The following is a 20,058-nucleotide window of genomic DNA, read 5'->3' on the forward strand; positions in this document are numbered from 1 at the left end:
ATCGTGTGCGATTAGGTGACGAGCACATTATTCCCGAGGCACTCGGGGGGAATTTGGTTTTACCGGAAGCAAGTTGCGGCCAATGTGAAGCGCTCATCAACAGGTTTGAGCAACCTCTTTTGAGGAGTGTGTTTGGACCAATACGTGCACGTTATGGCTTTCCCAGCAAAAGACCTAAGCTGCGTCCGAAAACTGTAGGAGTTGAATTTGTTGTTGGGGAAAATATCGTAAATGAAGAGGTTCCAGTAGGTCATAATCCGACACTTCTGGTTATGCGCGCGTTCAAACCGGCAGGAATATTCACCGGAGAAGATGCCGTAGAACGCCCTTTAGCGGCTAGGAAAATGCACGTCCACTGCGCCGACACTGAGATGGGTCAGGAAATTGTAAAAAGGCTGGGAGCGAGAGGGATGCAAATAGGGTGGCCGGATAACTCTGACCACCAGATTGCACTAATGGTAGCCAAAATTGCTCATAGTTTTGCGGTCGCGCAGCTAGGCATTAATCTTGACGGGTTTCAGGCTCTTCTTCCAAATACTATCAGACAAGTTCCAGGACACTTGCCGGTGAGCTATTTGGTTGGATGTATGGGCGAGCCCGATCCCCGTGCTCCGCGATCTAGCAACGAAGCCTCGCATATATTGAGGTGGTTCGAATACCCTCTGCGCGACATGTACTTGCTTGTCGTTCAAGTTCGACTTTTTGAATCCTTCAATATGCCATCGTACGCGGCGGTCGTGGGTTCCACATCCATAGAAAACATGAAAGTTATGATGATGCGCGAGCGCATCAAAAGGTTGCCCACTAAGTCACGGCAGAACAAAGCGGCTCGGTTGCAGAACTAGCCCCTCGGCCGCTTGTCGATGACCCTCGCAGCCTTGCCCTGGGATCGCGGGAGTGCCCCGGCGGGTTGAATGTCGATCTTCACGCTGATGCCGACCATGGTCTTGATGCGGTGAGCGAGCGTGTAGGCGTGTTCGGCGTGAGTGCTCTGGTCGGTGTCCTCGCGCGCCTCGACCGAGAGGCGCACCATGTCCATCCGGTCCGGGCGGGTCAGCTCGATCATGAAGTGCGGCGCGAGTGCGGGCACCGACAGGATGTGCTCCTCGATCTGGCTCGGGAACACGTTCACGCCCCGGATGATCATCATGTCGTCGCTGCGGCCCGTGATCTTCGCCATGCGCCGCATGCTGCGCGCCGTGCCGGGGAGAAGCCGCGTCAGGTCGCGCGTGCGGTAGCGGATGATCGGCATCGCCTCCTTGGTGAGCGAGGTGAACACAAGCTCGCCCTCCTCGCCATCCGGAAGCACGTCGCCCGTCTCCGGGTCGATCACCTCGGGGTAGAAATGATCCTCCCAGATCGTAAGCCCGTCCTTCGTCTCCACGCACTCCTGCGCCACGCCCGGGCCCATCACCTCGGAGAGGCCGTAGATGTCGACGGCATCGATCGCGAACGCGCTCTCGATCTCGGCGCGCATCGCCTCGGTCCACGGCTCGGCGCCGAAGATGCCCGTCTTCAGCGAGCTTCTCGCCGGGTCGATGCCCTGCCGCCGGAACTCGTCGAGGATCGCCAGCATGTAGCTTGGCGTCACCATGATGATCTCAGGCGCGAAGTCGGTGATCAGCTGCACCTGCTTCTCGGTCTGCCCGCCCGACATCGGGATCACCGTGCAGCCCAGCGCCTCAGCCCCGTAGTGCGCGCCAAGCCCGCCGGTGAAGAGGCCATAGCCGTAAGCGACATGCACCTTCATCCCCGGCCGCCCACCCGCCGCATGGATCGAGCGCGCGACGAGGCCCGACCATGTCGCGATGTCCGCCTTGGTGTAGCCGACCACCGTCGCCTTTCCCGTCGTCCCCGACGAGGCGTGGATGCGCGAGAGCTTCTCCTGCGGCACCGCGAAGAAGCCGAACGGATACGCGTCGCGCAAATCCGCCTTCGTCGTGAACGGGAACTTCGCAAGGTCGCCGAGCGACTTCAGGTCGTCAGGATGCACACCCGCCGCATCGAACTTCGCCCGGTATGCAGGGTTCCCCGCATACGCATGGGCAAGGCTCGCGCGCAGGCGCTCCAACTGCAACGCCGATATCTCGTCCCGGCTCGCCGTCTCAATGGCGTCGAGACCAACCTTGTCTGTCATGGGTTCAATGTGCCCTTATTCGGCCGGGGGCTGCAACACGCGGATCGGGTCGCTGCCGTCCCAGTTTTCCGACGCCGTCTTCATCATCGTGAAGAAGGCTTCGGTCTGGTCGGTCATCTCGATGAGTTCGATCATGCCGGGCAGCACGTCCGACGTATCCATATAGGCCGCGCGCGCGCCGACGCCCGCCACGCCGTACAGCGCCATCTCGTGGCCGAGCGCCTTATATTTCGCGACGTCCGCGTCGAAGTCCGCGCACGAGACGGCAAAGTGGTGAAAGCCCCAGCCGCGCTTCTGCTGGACCTCGGTGTAGACCGAAGGCGTCTCCCAATTGTTCTGCTGGATGAGCTCGAAGCTCATCGAACCCGAAAAGCCGATCGCGAGCGTGATGTCGAGTTCGGTCGGCTCGCCGCGATACTGCGCGTCGAGCAGCGGGAAATGTTCGATCACAAACCAGGGCCCGCAGGCGAGGCGCGGCATGTAGTGTTTCATCGCGGCGGTGATGTCGGGCACGATGTAGGCGATCTGCATGATGCCGCCCATCGGCTGGCCGAAGTTGAGAGTGCGCACGGAGGTTCTCCTAATTGGTCAGGCTCATGCCGCCGTCGACGATGACGGCGGTGCCGGTGATGAAGCGCGCCTCGTCAGACACCAGGAACAGCACCGCGTTCGCGATATCCACGGCCTCCTGCCACGTCTTCATCGGCACCTTGGTGAGAAAGGCCTGCGCGGCATCCTCCGCGCTGATGCCGTGCTCGGCGGCGGTGCGGGCGATCAGCACGTCGTGCATCGGCGTGCGCACCTGCCCCGGGTGAACGCTGTTGCAGCGGATCGCATAGTTCTTTTCGCAGCAATGGAGCGCGATCGAGCGCGTGAACTGCGCCACCGCGGCCTTCGATGCGCCGTAGGCCGCGATGAACGGCGTTGGCACCAGCGCGCCGATCGACGACATGTTCACAATGGCGCCGCCCCCGCCCTTGGCGATCGCGGGCATCGCGTATTTGCAGGCGAGGAAGACGCTTTCCACGTTCACCGTGTTGATGCGGCGCCAGTCTTCAAGCTCCGCGCCTTCCGGGTCCATCGGGCTCTTGCTTGAGGAGATGCCTGCGTTGTTCACGAGCCCGTCGATGCGGCCGTGTTTCGCCATCGTATCGGCGATCAGCGCCTTCCAGCCGGCCTCGTCGGCGACGTCCTGCCGGATGATGCCCTCTCCGTCCGCGATGTCGGTGCGGATCACCGCGGCGCCTTCTTCCGCCAGCCGGTCGGCGATTGCCGCGCCGAGGCCCGCCGCCGCGCCGGTGACGATGACGACCTTGTTTGAAACACGTCCCATGTTCAGCCTTTCGTGTGCGCGCTGGAGGGGCCTGCAAGCTGCGCCCCGTCGATGATCAGCGGCGATCCGCTCAGCATGGCGGCTTCGTCGGAAACCGCGAACAGGATCGCGTTCGCGATGTCCTCGGGCTTCGCGATGCGGCCCATCGGCACAAGGCTCGCCATCGCCGCCACCATCGCCGCGCGGTCTCCGATTGCTTCGGCGACAGGATCCAGCATCTCGCTATCCACATACGTCGGATGCACCGACACGCACCGTATCGGCAGTCTGCGTTCCGCGCAGTAAAGCGCGACCGATTTCGACAACGTCGTCACCCCGCCCTTCGAAGCGCAGTATCCCGCGACGTCCGAAATGCCGACCAGTCCCGCGAGTGACGAGACGTTCACGATCGCGCCGGAACCGCCCGTCTCCGAGATCGCGCGGATCGCGGCCTGGCAGCCGAGCATCACGCCGGTCAGGTTCACCGCGATCATCTTGTTCCAGTGGTCGATGGTCAGGTCCATGATCGTGCCCGGGAAACCGATGCCCGCCACGTTCGCGAGGCTGTCGAGCTTGCCGAAGCGCCTGACCGTGGCGGCGGTCGCCTCGGCCCAAGCCGCTTCGCTCGTCACATCGAGCGGGAGGGCGATCGCCGCTTCGCCGATCGCGGTGGCGGTCGCCTCCGCGCCCGCAAGGTTGATGTCGCTGACGCCGACGCGTGCGCCTTCGCGTGCGAAGGCGATGGCGGTTGCACGGCCGATGCCGGAGGCCGCCCCGGTCACGATGGCGACTTTGCCCTGAAGGCGCATGATGTTTGAACCTCTCCCCAATGCCCTCAAGGGCAGTCCTCGCAGTGTCGCACGAAGGCTAGAGGGGTGGCCGGTCATTCCAATAGCGGGAAACACCTAAGCACCTAGGTGTTTCCCGCCATTTCGGGACGCGGATCGCCGCGTCACAATGCACGCCTGAAAATCCGATAATGAGGGAGGTTTGATCATGGTCCTGCTGACGCGCGAGGATGCGCCCGATATCGAAGAGACGAAGCGCCACAGCCCGGCGTTCTACAATCTGAAGGACCTGCCCTGGCATGATTGGGTGATGCCGGAAACCTGGTTCAAACTCCTCAACGTCAATCCCTTCACCGGCGGTTTCACGATGCTGCTGAAGGTCGGGCCGAACAACACCGCGCCCGTTCACGGTCACATCGGTTCGGTCGAGGGCATCCTCATCGAAGGCGGCTTCGGCTACGGCGACGATCGCGGTCGCGCCGGGGATTACGTGCGGGAAATGGGCGGCATCAACCACATCCCCGATACCGATGGCGACGGCATGGTGATGTTCGCGGTCGTGAACGGTCCGCTGGTGGGCTACAATGCCGATGGCAGCATCGCCGCTGTTGTCGATGCGAAGTTCATGTATGGTCTGGCTGCGGCACAGGGCGCTGCCGATCACATCGAAAAGCCGGCCGACTGGTAAGGGGGACAATGCTGGGTTTGATGCAGGCGAGCCCGCTGCTCATCAGCGGGCTGCTCAGCCACGCCGCCGCCGCGCACGGCAAGCGGCCGATCGTGTCGCGACTGGTCGATGAACCGGTGTGGCGCTACGATTATGCCGGTCTCGCCGCGCGTACGGCGCGCGGCGCGCATTTGCTGCGCGGCATGGGCGTGGCGCCCGGCGACCGGATCAGCTCGCTCGGCTGGAACACGCATCGCCATATGGAGCTGATGTTCGCCGCGCCCGGCATCGGCGCCGTGCTGCACACAGCGAACCCACGTCTCACCGACGAGCAGATCGCCTACACGATCGAGCACGCTGGCAGTTCGATCCTGTTCTATGAACGCAGCTTCGCCGATCTCGCCGAACGACTGGCGCCGCTGTTGCCGCAGCTCACCCGCTTCGTAATGCTGAGCGACGCAGAGCATACGATTCCCGGCAGCGTTGGTGCGGAATCGTGGGAAACGCTGATCGCCGATCAGCCCGATACGATCGACTGGCCGCGCCTCGACGAGAACGCGGCGGCGTTCCTTTGCTACACCTCGGGCACCACGGGCCATCCAAAGGGTGTCGTCTATAGCCACCGCTCGACCGTGCTTCACGCGATGGCGGCGAGTCTGCCCTCGGCGTTCGGGCTCGATGTGTTCGATTGCATCATGCCCTGCAGCAGCTTCTACCACGCGACCGGCTGGGGGCTGCCCTTCGCGGGTGCGCTGAGCGGCTGCGCGTTCGCGCTGCCCTGCGACCGCATGGACCCGGCGAGCCTGCATGAACTCGTCCTCAATGAAGGCGTCACCTTCTCGGGCGGCGTGCCGACGATCTGGACGATGTATCTCGATTATCTCCAGCGCACCGGCGGCACTGCCGGCAAGCTGCAGCGGCTGGTGATCGGCGGCTCCGCCGTGCCGCGTGCGATGGCGGAGGCCTATTCGCGCACCTACGGCGTCAAGGTGCTGCAGCTCTGGGGCATGACCGAACTCAATCCGCTCGGCGTCGTCGCGACGCCGACGCCCGCGCTTGCCGAAGGCGGCGCGGATCATGTCGACGATATCATCTGGACGCGGCAGGGCCGGATGCAGTTCGGTGTCGAGCTGCGCATCACCGACGAGGAAAACCGCGTCCTCCCGCACGACGGCGAGACCTCCGGCGCGCTCAAGGTGCGCGGCCCGTGGACCATTGAACGCTACTACCGCGCGGATGGAAGCGCGCTCGACGAAGACGGCTGGTTCGACACCGGCGATATCGCGACGATCGACGATTACGGTTTCATGCGCATCACCGACCGCGCGAAGGACGTCATCAAGTCAGGCGGCGAGTGGGTCAGCTCGATCGACATCGAGAATATCGCCGTCGGCTTCCCGGGCGTGAAGGTCGCGGCGGTCATCGGCGTGCATCACCCGAAGTGGGAAGAACGCCCCGTCCTCGTCCTCGATCTCTACGAGGACGCCGATGTGACCGAGGAAGCGATGCGCGCACACCTTGCCCCGGCCATCGCGAAATGGTGGATGCCGGATCGTGTCTACTTCGATGCCGTGCCGCTCACGGCGACGGGGAAGATCGACAAGAAAACGCTGCGCGCGCGCTACGTGGACTGTCTGGAAAAGCCGGCGGCCTGAACGGGCCTCAGACCCTGCTGCGGCGTCTCAACGCAAACCCTGTCAGCCCAAGGCCGAAAAGCGCGAGGGTGGCGGGCTCCGGGACGGTCTCAATCACGATGCGCATATCCGAAAGCCCGATGATCGTGTCGGCATAATTGTCGGTCGCAAACTGTATCCCGAGAAAGTCCGTTTTCTCCTTCAACATCGTATTCAGCAACGCTGTGATGTCGAAGACGCCGTCGAGCCCGTAGGAACCATCGTCGTCATTCCATTCCATTCCAAAGGAGTAGATTTCCGACTTTCCTGCTGGTGTATAATCGCCGAGCGTTGTGACGCCGTCTCCCGTGTAGGCGAAAATGCAGTTTTGAGAATTGCCATCGCCGTATTGGTCATATGCGCTGAATCTCAGCGTGGCGTTCTTCACCTTCTTTTTGAAGGTGGAAATATCAAACTCGAAGCTAGCGCGTTTATCATCGACGTAGAAGTAACCGCCCATGTTGCCGATCTCGCCGGAATTCGACGTACCAGCGCTCCATACCACCGGGCCCGGCCGCACCGTGTTACAGTTGTCACCATTTTCAGGATCGTAGCCCTCTTCGGGCACGTCTCCGACAAACCATCCGGAAACGGCGGGGCTCAATGTGACTGACTTTGCAATCGCTGGTGAAGCAGCACACACGACAATCCCAGCGCAGAACAGTAAACGCATAGAAAGTCCTCCCTGTTGCGAGGGAGGCTATGGTTAACGTGCCGTTGCGGCAACGATTCGATTTAGGCGTTACCCTGATGCAGCCCGCGAGGACGCTTACCCATCACGCGTCGTAGTCGACCGCCACGTTGTCGGTCAGCGGTACGGCCTGGCAGGTGAGGATGTAGCCCTGCGCGACCTCTTCGGGGGAGAGACCGTAGTTCGCCTTCATGTGCACCTTGCCGTCGATCAGCTTGGCGCGGCAGGTGGCGCAGACGCCCGCCTTGCAGGCGAACGGGGTTTGTAGCCCGGCGGCGCGCGCGTTTTCGAGGATGCTGCCCTGCGCGCTGTCGAAGGTGATGCGGCGGCGGCGCCCTTCCAGCGTCACCTCGACCTTGCGGCCTTCGGCTTCGCGCTCAAGCTCGCGCTCGACGGCGGCCTGTTCGGCGGTCGGGCGGTCGATCGTGAAGCGCTCGACCTTGATGCGGTCAGCGGGAACGCCTGCGGCGGTGAGCGCGGTTTCCACGGCGTCCATCATTGGCCCCGGACCGCAGATGAACGCTGCATCGACGTCGTCGGCGTCGATGAGGCCGCCGAGAAGTTCGGTGAGCTTCGCCGAATCGAGGCGGCCATTGAAAAGCGCGATGTCCTCGTCGTCTTCGTCTTCAAGGAAGTGGTAGGCTTCGAGCCGGTCGAGGAAGCGGTCCTTGAGCGCGGCGATCTCTTCCAGGAACATGATCTCGTTGCTGGCGCGGTTGCCGTAGAACAGGGTGAAACGGCTCTTCGGCTCTTCGAGAAGCGTGGTTTTGAGGAGCGAGAGCACGGGCGTGATGCCTGATCCGCCTGCGAAGCCCACGTAATGCTTCTGCGCGTTCGCATCGAAATCCCACGAGAAGCTGCCATGCGGCGGCATCACCTCGATCGTGTCGCCCGCGGCGAGCGCGGTGTTCGCCCAGCGTGAGAAGCGGCCGTCGGAGATCGCCTTGATCGCGACGCGAAGCTGGCCCTCGTGCGGCGCGACGCAGAGCGAATAGTTGCGGCGCAGATCCTCGCCATTGATGTCGGCGCGCAGCGTGATGTGCTGGCCGGCGCGGAAGGCGAAGGCGTCGCGTTCGGCTTCAGGCACGTCGAACAGGATCGAGACGGCGCTCGGCGTTTCGCGGCGGACTTCGGCGATTTTCAGCGTGTGGAAATGCGTGGACATTCAGGGCCTCAATGGCATTTGAAACGATCGAAGGGTTCCCGGCAGCTGTCGCACTGCCAGAGCGCCTTGCAGGGGGTGGAACCGAACCGACTGACCTCGTGCGTCTGTTTCGATCCGCAGCGGGGGCAGGTGGCCGGTTGGCTGTTGAGCGCGGTGCTCGCGGGCGGTGGATCGATCCCGTAAGCGCGCAGTTTCTCGCGGCCGTCTTCGGTGATCCACGCCGTCGTCCACGGCGGCGACAGCCGGGTTTCGATGGCGACATCCTGCATCCCCGCCGCGTCCAGCGCCTCGCGCACGGCGAGCTGGATGTAGGCGGTCGCCGGGCAACCCGTGTACGTTGGCGTGATCAGCACGCGCGCCGGTTCGGCATCGGTGAGCACATCGCGCACGATGCCGAGATCGACGAGCGATACCGCCGGAATCTCGGGATCGGGCACGGAGGCAAGCACGGCCATGATGGCGCGCGCGTCGTTCACCAGACGGCTTCCGGGTAGGTGCGCGGAATATGCTGCATCACGGCGAGCATGTGTCCGAGATGTTCCGAATGATGGCCCTTGCGGCCGCCGACGATGGGGCGCGGCAGCTTCATTTCAGGCAGGCCTGCCTCGGCGAGCACCGCCGCGACGCGCGCCTCGAACACCGGACGCAGAGCGGCAGGATCGACCGCGATGCCTTCCGCGACGAGCGCGTCGGTGACGGCATCGGTCTGGAACAGCTCGTCGACGAAGCGCCAGTGCCAGTCGAGGCCATCGATCATGCGCGTCCGGCTCTCTTCGGTGCCGTCGCCGAGACGGATCACCCACTCCGCCGCGAGATCGGCGTGATAAGCGACCTCCTTCACGGCCTTGGCGGCGATTTCAGCAAGGCGCCCGTCCTTCGAAAGCGCGAGCTTGTCGAACAGCGCCTTCTGCCATGTCGAAAACAGGAACTGCCGGGCGATGGTGCGTCCGAAGTCACCGTTCGGCTGCTCGACCATCAGGCAGTTGGTCCATGCGAGCACGTCGCGGTGGAAGGCGAGGCGGTCCGCATCACGGCCCTTGCCTTCGACTTCGCCGGCATAGCCGAGGAACAGTTGCGCCTGCCCGACGAGATCGAGCGCGACGTTGGCGAGCGAAAGATCGACCTCGATGGTCGGCGCATGGCCGCACCATTCGGAAAGCCGCTGCCCGAGCACGAGGCTGTCGTCGCCGAGACGCAGCGCGTATGTGAAAAGCGCGTTTTCCATCACATGTGCTTCACAGCATCGGGGAGTTCGTAAAACGTCGGGTGACGATAAATCTTCGTCTCCGCCGGTTCGAACATCGGCCCGGCCTGTTCGGGGTCAGACGCGGCGATGTCCGACGAGCGCACCACCCATAGGCTGACGCCTTCCATGCGGCGCGTGTAGGTATCCCGCGCGTGGCGGAGCGCGATCGTCGCGTCGGGCGCGTGCACCGAGCCGGCATGGCGGTGCGAAAGCCCGCCGCGTGCACGCACAAACACTTCCCAGAGAGGCCAATCGGTCTTCATGTCTTGTCTTTCCTTCAGGCTGCGGCCTTGATGCGGCGACGGGCTTCATGGGCATCCGCGGCTTCGCGTACCCAGGCGCCGTCGTCCCATGCCTTGCGGCGGGCTTCCATGCGTTCCTTCGCGGTCGGGCCCTCGCCGCGCACGACGGCGTAGAATTCCTCCCAGTCGATCGTGCCGTAATCGTAGTGGCCGCGTTCCTCGTTCCACTTGAGATCGGCGTCCGGCACCTTCATGCCGAGCAGCAGCACCTGCGGCACGGTGGCGTCGATGAACTTCTGGCGCAGCTCGTCGTTCGTCTCGCGCTTGATGCGCCAGCGGATCGACTGCGCGGAGTTCGGCGAATTGTCGTCGGAAGGGCCGAACATCATGATCGCGGGCCACCACCAGCGGTCGATCGCGTCCTGCACCATCGCTTTCTGCTCGTCGGTGCCTGCGGCCATCACGAGGAGGGCGTCATAGCCCTGGCGCTGATGGAAGCTCTCTTCCTTGCACACGCGGACCATGGCGCGCGCGTAGGGACCATAGGACGTCCGCTGCAGCGGCACCTGGTTCATGATCGCGGCGCCGTCCACCAGCCAGCCGATGGCGCCGATGTCGGCCCAAGTCAGCGTCGGGTAGTTGAAGATCGTGGAGTATTTCGCCTTGCCGCTGTGCAGCGCGTCGATCATCTCCTCGCGCGAGGCGCCCAGCGTTTCGGCGGCGGAATAGAGGTAGAGGCCGTGGCCGCCCTCGTCCTGCACCTTCGCGAGCAGGATCGCCTTGCGCTTCAGCGACGGTGCGCGCGTGATCCAGTTGCCTTCGGGGAGCATCCCCACGATCTCGCTGTGCGCGTGCTGCGAAATCTGGCGGATCAGCGTGCGGCGGTACGCCTCCGGCATCCAGTCCTTGGGTTCGATGAAGGCATCGTCGGCGACTCGCGCCTCGAATGCATCGACAAGCTCCTGCGGCTCCCGCGTCGGGGCCTGCTGCGGATCAACCTTCTGAAGTTCAGTGGTATACACGGGGGCGCTCCTTCCTCCCTGCGAGTCCTATAATAAATCGACCGATCGATCAATTATTATTTCTGGTCCGTCAAACGCGCTCGATCAGCAGGGCAATGCCTTGCCCCACGCCGATGCACATCGTGGCGAGGCCGTAGCGCCCGCCGCGATTCCTGAGTTCGATCGCCGCGGTCATCGCGAGCCGCGCGCCCGACATGCCGAGCGGGTGGCCGAGTGCGATGGCGCCGCCATTCGGGTTCACGTGCGCGGCGTCGTCGGGCAGCCCGAGCTGGCGCAGCACGGCAAGGCCCTGCGCGGCGAAGGCTTCGTTCAGCTCGACCACATCGATGTCGCCAATCGACACGCCGGTGCGGGCGAGCAGCTTCTTCGTGGCGGGGGCGGGGCCGATGCCCATGATGCGCGGTGGTACGCCTGCGACGGCACCGCCGACGATGCGCGCGATGGGCGTCAGGCCGTGCCGTACGGCGGCGGCTTCGCTCGCGATCAGCAGCGCGGCAGCGCCGTCGTTGACGCCGCTGGCATTGCCTGCCGTGATCGTGCCGTCCGCCCGCACGATCGGCCGCAGCTTGCCGAGCGTTTCCATGCTCGTCTCACGCGGATGCTCATCGCGGTCGACGACGATGGGATCGCCCTTCTTGCGCGCGATCGTGACCGGCACGATCTCCTGCGCGAAGCGTCCGTTGGCCTGCGCGGCGGCTGCGCGGCGCTGGCTTTCGACCGCGAACCGGTCCTGATCCTCGCGCGAGATGCCGAACTCATCTGCGACGTTCTCGGCCGTCTCGGGCATCGAATCGACGCCGAAGCCCGCCTTCATCGCCGGGTTCACGAAGCGCCAGCCGATCGTGGTGTCGTAAACGGCATTGCTGCGCGAAAACGCGCTGTCCGCCTTCGGCATCACGAAGGGTGCGCGCGTCATGCTTTCAACGCCGCCCGCCACGATGAAATCGGCGTCTCCGCTGCGAATCGCGCGCGCGGCCATCGCCACCGCGTCGAGGCCCGAGCCGCACAGGCGGTTCAGTGTCGTGCCGGGCGCCGTCTCGCCGAGCCCGGCGAGCAGCGCTGCCATGCGCGCGACGTTGCGGTTGTCTTCGCCCGCCTGGTTGGCGCAGCCCATGATGACGTCATCGAGCGCGCCCCAATCGATGCCGGGGTTGCGCGCGGCGAGCGCCCGCAGCGGCACTGCGGCGAGGTCGTCCGGCCGGACCTCGGCGAGCGATCCGCCGTAGCGTCCGATTGCCGTGCGCGCGGCGTCGCAGATGAAAGCGTCGGTCATTCCTGTTCCTCTTCGATCACGGGGCCGCCTATGGTGCGGCTCAGCCCTTGGAATTCAGCGATGATGCGGCCGTCCTCGCCGAAGACGCTGACGGCATAAACCCCTGTGCGGCCCTTCACGGCGCGCTCCTGCGCCTCGGCGACGATTCGCTCGCCCGCGCGCCCTGAATCGATGAAGCTGATGCTGGCGTGTTGCGCAACCGTCTGCACGTTGCGCGAATTGCACGCGTAGGCGAAGGCCGTGTCGGCGAGCAGGAAGATCATGCCGCCGTGCGCCATGCCGAAACCGTTGAGCGTGGCAGGCGACAGCCGCATGGCGACGCGCGCATAGCCTGCGCATGCGGCTTCGATCTCCAGCCCCAGCGCGGGCGTCGTGCCTTCCGTCGACGCCATTGCACGCGCGATACGGAGCGCCGTATCATTGGCGGCGGATGACGCGGAGTCGGCCGGTTTCGGCGTGTCTGATTCGGGCATGGTGACGCAAATAGCCGACGATTTCGCGCTTGCCAATAATTGTTCGACCGTTCATTCTATCATTAACGATTGCGGATGGGGAGGCTTTGCGTGTCTTTCGAAACGATCATTTTCGACATCAGCGAGGGCGTTGCCACGCTGACGCTGAACCGGCCGGACAGGCTCAACAGCTTCACCGTGCAGATGCACGGCGAGGTCTCGCAGGCGCTTGATCGCACGGAGAAGGAGGGCGCACGCGCGCTGCTGCTGACGGGTGCGGGACGCGGTTTCTGCGCGGGGCAGGATCTTTCCGACCGTGCCGTCGCACCGGGAGAAAGCGCCGTCGATCTCGGCGATTCGGTCGAACGCTTCTACAATCCGCTGATCCGCCGTCTGAACACGATTCCGATGCCCGTCATCTGCGCCGTGAACGGTGTCGCGGCGGGTGCGGGCGCCAATATCGCGCTCGCCTGCGATATCGTTCTTGCGGCGAAAAGCGCCAAGTTCATTCAATCGTTTGCCGCCATCGGCCTCATCCCCGACAGCGGCGGCACGTGGGTGCTGCCGCGCCTCATCGGTCAGGCGCGCGCGCTCGGCCTCGCTATCACCGGCGAGCCGCTTTCCGCGGAACGTGCCGAGGAATGGGGCCTCATCTGGAAAAGCATCGACGACGAGGCGCTTGCCGGGGAAGCCCGCGCGCTCGCCGTCCGCCTTGCCGCCGGGCCGACACAGGGGATCGCCGCGACCCGCGCGGCCATTCGCGGTGCGTGGGCGAACACGCTCGACGAGGAACTCGCCAATGAGCGCGACCTGATGCGCCGCCTCGGCTTCTCCGCCGACTACAGGGAAGGCGTCGCCGCCTTCATGGAAAAGCGCAAACCCAAGTTTACCGGCGCCTGAGCCGATTCCTCCCCGCCGATTTTCGGAGCCATTCCCGCATGACCAAGATTCTTGAAAACTACGCCGAGGGCCGCTGGGTAAAGAGTGCGGGCGGGCTTTCGCCCATCCATTCCGCGCTCACCGGCGATGTCGTCGCCGAAACCGGCAGCGACGGCCTCGATTTCGGCGGCATGGCGGACTTCGCGCGGAAGAAAGGCGGCAAGGCGCTGCGCGCGATGACCTTCCACGAGCGCGCGCTGATGCTGAAGGCGCTCGGCCAGGCGATCATGGAGCGCAAGGAAGAGCTCTACGACATGTCGTGGGACACGGGCGCGACGCGCACGGACAGCTGGATCGACATCGAAGGCGGCGCGGGCACGCTCTTCTCCTACGCCTCAAAGGGCCGCCGCGAGCTGCCCAACGACCGCATCCTCCTCGACGGCGACACCGAGGTGCTGGCGCGCGACGGCACCTTCATCGGCCAGCACGTCTACACTTCGATGCAGGGCCTCGCGCTCCACATCAACGCGTTCAACTTCCCCGTGTGGGGGATGCTCGAAAAGCTGGGGCCGACGCTGCTCGCCGGTGTTCCGGCGATCGTGAAGCCCGCGTCTGCGACCGCCTATGTGGCTGAAGCCGCGTTCCGCATCATGATCGAAAGCGGCGTGCTGCCCGAAGGCGCGCTGCAGTTCATCGCCGGGATGCCGGGCGATCTGATCGATCATCTGTCGGGGCAGGATTCGGTGGCGTTCACCGGATCGGCGGCGACTGCGGCGAAGCTGCAGCAGATCCCGGTGATTGCGCGCGAAGCCGTGCGCTTCACGGCAGAGCGCGATTCGCTCAATGCTTCGATCCTTGCGCCCGATGCGGCGCCGGGCACGCCCGAATTCGACCTGTTCGTGAAAGAGGTCGCGCGCGAGATGACTGTGAAGGCGGGGCAGAAGTGCACCGCGATCCGCCGTGCGCTCGTGCCCGCCGCGCTGATCGACGCCGTGCAGGACGCGCTCTCCGCGCGCCTCGCGAAAACGGTTGTCGGCGATCCGCGCAGCGAAGGCGTCACGATGGGCGCGCTCGTCAGCCGCGGCCAGCTTGCGGACGTGCGCGCCAAGATCGCCGAGCTTTCGGCGGTCGCACCGGTCGTTTACGGCGATCCCAATGGAGCGGACGACGGCAAGGGTGCGTTCTTCGCGCCGGTCCTGATGCGCACCGACGATCCGTGGAAGGCGGCGGCGATCCACGAGGTGGAGGCGTTCGGCCCGGTTTCGACGCTGATGCCCTATGCCGATCTCGCCGATGCCGCCGCGCTCGCCAACCACGGCAAGGGCTCGCTCGCGATTTCCGTGTTCACGCACGACGGCGCCACGGCGCGCGAACTCCTGCTGGAATCGGGCGCGTTCCACGGCCGCATGGCCTTCCTCAATCGCGAGTCCGCGAAAACCTCCACAGGCCACGGCTCTCCGCTTCCGGTGCTCGTCCACGGCGGCCCCGGCCGCGCGGGCGGCGGCGAGGAGATGGGCGGCATTCGCGGCGTGAAGCACTATATGCAGCGCACCGCGCTGCAGGGCGATCCGGGGCTGCTTTCAAAGGCGCTCGGCGAATATCTGCCCGGCGCGCCGATGGAAGAGGGGGCGGTGCACCCGTTCCGCCTGCGCCTCGGCGAGCTGGAGCCGGGCTACACGCTGAAGACAGGTTCGCGCACGATCACGCTTGAGGATATCGAGCATTTCGCGGACTTCACCGGCGACAATTTCTACGCGCACATGGACGAAGAGGCTGCAAAGGCGAGCCCCATCTTCGGCGGGCGCGTGGCGCACGGCTATCTGATCCTGTCGTTCGCGGCGGGCCTCTTCGTCGATGCGCCTCCGGGGCCGGTGCTCGCGAACTATGGGCTGGAGCACCTGCGCTTCGTGAAGCCGATGAAGCCGGGCGATTCGATGAAGGTCTCGCTTACCGTGAAATCGAAGTCGCAGCGCTCGCCGGAAATGGGCGAGGTCCGCTGGGCGGTGCGCGTCACCAATCAGGACGACGAGCTCTGCGCGACCTACGACCTGCTCACGATGAACGCCGTATAGGTTTGCAGCCCGGCATCACCGGAAATCGCAACAAACCCTAATCGAGGATCGCCGGAAGGAAATCCGCCGCGCCTGAGAAGCCGAGCCGCTGATAGGCGCGCTGGCGGTAGGTGAGGACGCTGCTCGGGCGGATATCGAGCGCGTCTGCCGTGCGTTCGGCGGTCCAGCCCGCGACGGTGCGCGCGGCGACCTGCCGTTCGCGCAAGGTGAGCACCGGAAAGGCACGGGTGATGCGCGTTTCCAGCCGTTCGACGAGTCGCGCTTCAGGATCGGGTGACGTGATGTTTTGCCGGGCGAGCGCGGTAAGGCCGACGTTCGCGAGCGCGGCGAGCGCGGCGAGCGCGGCGGTACCTTCGCTGTCGCGGCGCCGATAGAAGCTCAGCACGATCGCGCGTCCCGCACCCCGCCAGCCGAAGCAGAGCTTGTCGGCGAAACGCGGCTGTTCGAAGCAGATCGCGCGGTAATCGCGCAGGCCGATTTCGCCCGCCCGCACGCAGGCGACGAAGCCGCGCCCCGCCGCGGTGCGCTGGCGGGCGTGTACGACGGGATCGTGATGATAGAAGCGCTCGGCATAGTGGCGCGCACGCCGATCGTGGTCGCCGCGTTCGCTGATCGAGGAGAGCGCGACCGGGCGTTCGCCGTCGCGGATGTGATAAGCGAAAATCTCGTCGACCCCCGCCACGCTCTGCGCGGCATCCAGCATCAATGTTCCGAACGCTGGCGTGCCTACGGCGTCGACGAGCGCGGCGCCGATATCGGGATCGAGGAGTGGAAGTTCGGCCATCGCCGAGACGCTACCCCGGCTACTGGATGTGCAGCAAGCGCGAGACGAGTTGTGTCCGGCTGCTGACGCCCACCTTGCGGTAGATCGAGCGGAGATGATTTTCGCCAGTGCGCAGCGAGATGCCGAGCTCGTGGCTGAGCGAGGCGTTGCACTTGCCCGATGCGATCTGGCGCGCGATCTCCGTCTCGCGCTCGGTGAGCCCGAACCGGCGGCACGCGTCGCCGATCGCATGGCGCGGGCCGCCGCCGCTGGTGACGACGAGGTGGAAGTTGCGCCCGTCGGCAGTCTTGAAATTGCGCACCTCGATATCGAATGTCCGTACGCCGTTCGCCTTGAAGCTGAACGAAACGCCCGGTGCGCGATCGGCAGCGAGCAACCGCGCCTTGATCTCGCCGAGCACCGACGATCCGCCCGGCGCAGCAACGGTAAGGCCCAGATCTTCCATGCCCTTCGCGTTGCCGTTGCGCACCACGAGATCCTCGTCGAGAATCAGGAAGCCCATTTCGGTCCCGGCCTCGCGCGCGGCGATGGCGATCGTTTCGGAAAGCGCCAGCGCCTCCTTGCAGGCGAGTGCATAGAGCACCGAACGGATCGCCGGCACCAGACGCTGGAACCACGAAAGCTGCTCGGGCAGGAAGGCGATGTCGCCGTGGCGACGATGGAAGCCGACGCAGGCGAGCTGCGTTTCCAGCCCCGTCCGCATCGGCATGGCGACCGCAACGACGTGGCCGATGTCATAAGGGCGGAGGAACGTATCGCGATACTGGGGGTCTTCCTCGAGGTCGCGTTCGAAAGAGCCCGTCAGCAGGCTCGGTGCCGGGCCGCGTTCGTCGTCCAGCCAATCCATCACCGGACGGATCACGGGGTCGAGCGCATAAAGCCCATCGACATAGACATCCACGGACGTGGGCTTGCTGCCCACATAGCTGCGCGCGCCGAAATGCCGATCGCCATAGGGCGAGGAAAAAATCTGCATGAAAACGCCGCTACGCGCGCCCAGGGCATCGACCATCGGTTCGAGCAGGGTTTCGCTGACTGCGTCGGCGGTCTCGCAGGACAGAATCTTCTCGAAGAGTTCCGCCGAGGGATCTCCCCTGAAATTCGCGCTGGGCACCTCCGCCTCCCCTCATGTCTCGGTCCGGCGCTGTTCACGGGCGCACGTGTTATAAATCGACCGATCGTACAATTAATCTACTGCCCCTGCAGCACGCATTCAATCAGAAAACAGGCAACAGGGAAAGTGCCGGATATTCGCGGCTTTCGTGCCACACCCCCCATGAGTGTTTCCCGTTATAGCAGGGGAGCCGCAAGCGGGGCATGAAGCACCCCGAGAAGCAAGATGCCGGCCGCCATGGGGCGTGACCGGCTTTTCGGGGGAGGTACCAGAATCATGAAACGGACCAGCGGCTTCAACACGGGTGCCGGTGTTTTCGCGCTTGCGATCGCGCTTTCCGCAGGCACTGCTGCCGCGCAGGATTCAGCGTCTGCCGCGAACGGCGACACGATCGAGGAAATCGTCGTCACAGCAACGCGCCGCGCTGCAAACGTGCAGGACATCGGCATTGCGGTGACGGCGCACGGCGGCGACCGCCTTCTTGAGCTCGGCCTCCGCGACACCACCGATCTTGCGGCGATGACGCCGGGTCTGCAGTTCGTCTCGCCGGGCGGCCCGCCGGTTGCCGGTCTCATCTCGATCCGCGGCGTGTCGCAGAACGATTTCGCCGGCCACATCGAACCCGCGAACGCCTTCTACATCGACGAAGTCTATCAGCCGTCGAGCGGCACCAGCGTGCAGCAGCTGTTCGACGTGGGCCGCGTCGAGGTCCTGAAAGGCCCGCAGGGCACGCTCTTCGGGCGCAATGCGACGGGCGGTCTTGTCCACATCATCACCAACCAGCCGGGCGACGAGCTCGATGGTTACGTGGACGTCACCTACGGCAGCTACGACCAGCTCCGCTTTGAGGGTGCCGTCGGCGGCCCGATCGCGGAAGGCGTCTCCGCGCGTCTCTCGTTCATGAAGGACAAGCACGACGGCTATGTGAAGAATGCGATCGGCCCCGATCTGCTCGCAGACGACACCATCGCCGGGCGTTTCCAGCTGCGTCTGGAGCCGACCGAGGCGCTCACCATCAACCTCTTTGCCGACTGGTACAAGACACGGCCGGTCGCCACCGGCGGCGCGATGATTACCGGCGCGACGCAGGATGCGGACGGTCTCGGCGTGCCGCTGCCGGCGGGTTCGCCCACGGGCTTCGGCTATGCCGACGCTGACGGCGACCCCTACACGGGCGCCTTCAATTTCCCGGGCAATTTCGCGCGCGAGACGTGGACGATCGGCGGCAAGATCAATTACGATCTCGGCGGCGGTTATTCGCTCGCAACCGTAACGAGCTATCAGAAGCTCGACAGCACCTACGCGGCCGACAATGATTTCTCGCCGGTCGATATCGGCGTGTTCGAACAGGATGCGAAGGCGAAGCACTTCACGCAGGAAATCCGCCTGATCGAGGATGACGGCGCGTTTCGCTGGACCGCGGGTCTTTATTACCTCAACATCAACGGCGACTATTTCCAGGGCTTCAATCTTTCGGGCTTCGCCACCTATCCGCGCGCGGATTACCGGGTCGATACCATGTCCTACTCGGGCTTCGCGCAGGCGGAATACGATCTTTCCGACCAGCTCAAGCTGTCGGCGGGCATCCGCGTAACGCGCGACGAGAAGGACTATTACTACTCCGAAGTCTGCGACGGCCCGCTCTGCCCGTTGTTCATTGCACCGGGGTCGCTCGCGGCGAATGGCGTCACCACGGACAAGCACGGCGAAACGGGCGTCTCCGGCCGCCTTGCGCTCGATTGGAAGCCGAACGATGCGACGCTGCTCTATGCAAGCATCAACCGCGGCTACAAGGCGTTCAACTACAACGCCGGCTTCGTGGGTCAGGCGCCGCTTTCGGGTTTCCGCTTCAAGGGCGAAGACCTGATGGCCTATGAAATCGGTGGCAAGTTCGAATTCCTCGATCGCCGTGTGCGCTTCAATGCCGCGACGTTCTACTACGATTATTCGGACTATCAGGCGTTCGACCAGCGCGGCTTCAACTTCACGCTGTTCAACACCGGTGCCGAGATTTACGGCGCGGATTTCGAGCTTTCGGTGCACCCGGGCATGGGCTTCCGCTTCGATGCGGGCCTCGCGCTCCTGCACACGAACGTCGAGGATATTCCGATCGGAACGCGTCTTGTCGACCGCAAGGCGCCGCAGTCGCCGGGCCACACGATCAACCTCGCCGCGACGAAGGATTTCGATCTCGGCTTTGGCGAGCTGAGCACGACGTTCAACGCCGTCTACACCGCGGACTTCTACTCGCAGCTCACCAACGCGGCGGTCACGAAGGTTCCGGGTGGCTGGCTCGCCAACGCGCGCATCTCGCTGAAGACGATGGAGAACAAGCTCGAACTGTCGGTGTTCGCGAATAACGTGTTCGACAAGGCCCGCAAGGTCTTCTCGTTCGACGTCTCCGCCCCGCCGCTCGGCGGTGCCTACGACACCTACACGCAGCCGCGCTGGTTCGGTGCGCAGGTGCGGTACAACTTCTAGTTTGATACGAAAACGGCCGGAGGCAGGGCGCTGCCTCCGGCCGATACCGGCGACCCGAAG

At 64.5% G+C, this 20,058-nt stretch carries 20 protein-coding genes; 6 read left to right on the forward strand and 14 right to left on the reverse strand.

The window, feature by feature from the left end:
• Window positions 1–53: 53 nt before the first annotated feature.
• Window positions 54–845 carry a hypothetical protein gene (locus tag AAC014_RS02225; RefSeq protein WP_339703673.1) on the forward strand — a complete coding sequence of 264 codons (792 nt, stop codon included), beginning with the start codon at window positions 54–56 and terminating at the stop codon, window positions 843–845.
• Here AAC014_RS02225 and paaK read toward each other — a convergent pair.
• The 4 genes from paaK to AAC014_RS02245 are packed head-to-tail and all read right to left on the reverse strand — an operon-like array spanning window position 842 to window position 4,258.
• A complete protein-coding gene (paaK, locus tag AAC014_RS02230) occupies window positions 842–2,137 on the reverse strand; it encodes a phenylacetate--CoA ligase PaaK (RefSeq protein WP_339703675.1) in 1,296 nt (431 codons plus the stop codon). The genes AAC014_RS02225 and paaK overlap by 4 nt on opposite strands.
• Window positions 2,138–2,152: 15 nt before the next feature.
• Complete coding sequence (locus AAC014_RS02235; protein WP_339703677.1) at window positions 2,153–2,707, reverse strand: VOC family protein; 555 nt, start codon at window positions 2,705–2,707, stop codon at window positions 2,153–2,155.
• Between the two features lie 10 nt (window positions 2,708–2,717).
• The gene (locus tag AAC014_RS02240; protein ID WP_339703679.1) at window positions 2,718–3,470 is read right to left on the reverse strand and encodes an SDR family oxidoreductase; all 753 of its coding nucleotides are present in this window, start codon (window positions 3,468–3,470) and stop codon (window positions 2,718–2,720) included.
• Window positions 3,471–3,472: 2 nt separating this feature from the next.
• Window positions 3,473–4,258 (reverse strand): SDR family oxidoreductase, encoded by a 786-nt coding sequence (locus AAC014_RS02245; RefSeq protein WP_339703681.1) that lies wholly within the window; start codon window positions 4,256–4,258, stop codon window positions 3,473–3,475.
• A gap of 187 nt (window positions 4,259–4,445) precedes the next feature.
• On the opposite strand from AAC014_RS02245, the gene AAC014_RS02250 reads away from it, so the two are divergent.
• Both AAC014_RS02250 and AAC014_RS02255 read left to right on the forward strand, forming a co-directional pair.
• Entirely contained in the window at window positions 4,446–4,925 is a 480-nt protein-coding gene (locus tag AAC014_RS02250) for a 2,4'-dihydroxyacetophenone dioxygenase family protein (protein ID WP_339703683.1), read from the forward strand.
• Window positions 4,926–4,933: 8 nt separating this feature from the next.
• A complete protein-coding gene (locus AAC014_RS02255; protein ID WP_339703685.1) occupies window positions 4,934–6,559 on the forward strand; it encodes a long-chain fatty acid--CoA ligase in 1,626 nt (541 codons plus the stop codon).
• A 7-nt stretch (window positions 6,560–6,566) separates the two neighbouring features.
• Here the strand turns inward: AAC014_RS02255 and AAC014_RS02260 are convergent, their stop codons facing one another.
• From AAC014_RS02260 to paaI, 8 genes are all read right to left on the reverse strand, one after another.
• The gene (locus tag AAC014_RS02260; protein WP_339703687.1) at window positions 6,567–7,250 is read right to left on the reverse strand and encodes a PEP-CTERM sorting domain-containing protein; all 684 of its coding nucleotides are present in this window, start codon (window positions 7,248–7,250) and stop codon (window positions 6,567–6,569) included.
• 103 nt (window positions 7,251–7,353) lie between these two features.
• A complete protein-coding gene (gene paaE / locus AAC014_RS02265; RefSeq protein WP_121053322.1) occupies window positions 7,354–8,433 on the reverse strand; it encodes a 1,2-phenylacetyl-CoA epoxidase subunit PaaE in 1,080 nt (359 codons plus the stop codon).
• An 8-nt stretch (window positions 8,434–8,441) separates the two neighbouring features.
• Window positions 8,442–8,909 (reverse strand): 1,2-phenylacetyl-CoA epoxidase subunit PaaD, encoded by a 468-nt coding sequence (paaD, locus tag AAC014_RS02270; protein ID WP_339703690.1) that lies wholly within the window; start codon window positions 8,907–8,909, stop codon window positions 8,442–8,444.
• The gene (paaC, locus tag AAC014_RS02275) at window positions 8,906–9,658 is read right to left on the reverse strand and encodes a 1,2-phenylacetyl-CoA epoxidase subunit PaaC (protein WP_339703692.1); all 753 of its coding nucleotides are present in this window, start codon (window positions 9,656–9,658) and stop codon (window positions 8,906–8,908) included. The genes paaD and paaC overlap by 4 nt, the downstream gene beginning before the upstream one ends.
• Window positions 9,658–9,942 (reverse strand): 1,2-phenylacetyl-CoA epoxidase subunit PaaB, encoded by a 285-nt coding sequence (paaB, locus tag AAC014_RS02280; RefSeq protein WP_121053320.1) that lies wholly within the window; start codon window positions 9,940–9,942, stop codon window positions 9,658–9,660. The genes paaC and paaB overlap by 1 nt, the downstream gene beginning before the upstream one ends.
• A gap of 14 nt (window positions 9,943–9,956) precedes the next feature.
• Window positions 9,957–10,943 (reverse strand): 1,2-phenylacetyl-CoA epoxidase subunit PaaA, encoded by a 987-nt coding sequence (paaA, locus tag AAC014_RS02285; protein WP_339703694.1) that lies wholly within the window; start codon window positions 10,941–10,943, stop codon window positions 9,957–9,959.
• Window positions 10,944–11,013: 70 nt separating this feature from the next.
• The gene (pcaF, locus tag AAC014_RS02290; protein ID WP_339703696.1) at window positions 11,014–12,216 is read right to left on the reverse strand and encodes a 3-oxoadipyl-CoA thiolase; all 1,203 of its coding nucleotides are present in this window, start codon (window positions 12,214–12,216) and stop codon (window positions 11,014–11,016) included.
• Window positions 12,213–12,689, reverse strand: coding sequence for a hydroxyphenylacetyl-CoA thioesterase PaaI (gene paaI, locus AAC014_RS02295; protein ID WP_339703698.1), 477 nt, complete (start codon window positions 12,687–12,689; stop codon window positions 12,213–12,215). Before paaI ends, pcaF begins: the two co-directional genes overlap by 4 nt.
• Window positions 12,690–12,779: 90 nt before the next feature.
• On the opposite strand from paaI, the gene paaG reads away from it, so the two are divergent.
• Both paaG and paaZ read left to right on the forward strand, forming a co-directional pair.
• Window positions 12,780–13,568, forward strand: a complete 789-nt coding sequence (paaG, locus tag AAC014_RS02300; protein ID WP_339703700.1) for a 2-(1,2-epoxy-1,2-dihydrophenyl)acetyl-CoA isomerase PaaG — start codon at window positions 12,780–12,782, stop codon at window positions 13,566–13,568.
• A 38-nt stretch (window positions 13,569–13,606) separates the two neighbouring features.
• A complete protein-coding gene (gene paaZ, locus AAC014_RS02305; RefSeq protein ID WP_339703702.1) occupies window positions 13,607–15,619 on the forward strand; it encodes a phenylacetic acid degradation bifunctional protein PaaZ in 2,013 nt (670 codons plus the stop codon).
• Window positions 15,620–15,656: 37 nt separating this feature from the next.
• On the opposite strand, the gene AAC014_RS02310 is transcribed toward paaZ, so the two are convergent.
• Both AAC014_RS02310 and AAC014_RS02315 read right to left on the reverse strand, forming a co-directional pair.
• Window positions 15,657–16,403, reverse strand: a complete 747-nt coding sequence (locus AAC014_RS02310; RefSeq protein ID WP_339703704.1) for a LuxR C-terminal-related transcriptional regulator — start codon at window positions 16,401–16,403, stop codon at window positions 15,657–15,659.
• A gap of 19 nt (window positions 16,404–16,422) precedes the next feature.
• Window positions 16,423–17,517 (reverse strand): helix-turn-helix transcriptional regulator, encoded by a 1,095-nt coding sequence (locus tag AAC014_RS02315; protein ID WP_339703706.1) that lies wholly within the window; start codon window positions 17,515–17,517, stop codon window positions 16,423–16,425.
• A gap of 276 nt (window positions 17,518–17,793) precedes the next feature.
• Between AAC014_RS02315 and AAC014_RS02320 the strand changes: the two genes are divergently transcribed.
• A complete protein-coding gene (locus AAC014_RS02320) occupies window positions 17,794–19,998 on the forward strand; it encodes a TonB-dependent receptor (protein ID WP_339703708.1) in 2,205 nt (734 codons plus the stop codon).
• The last annotated feature ends 60 nt before the right edge of the window (window positions 19,999–20,058 follow it).

Source organism: uncultured Sphingosinicella sp. (assembly GCF_963974575.1).
Lineage (GTDB): Bacteria > Pseudomonadota > Alphaproteobacteria > Sphingomonadales > Sphingomonadaceae > Sphingosinicella.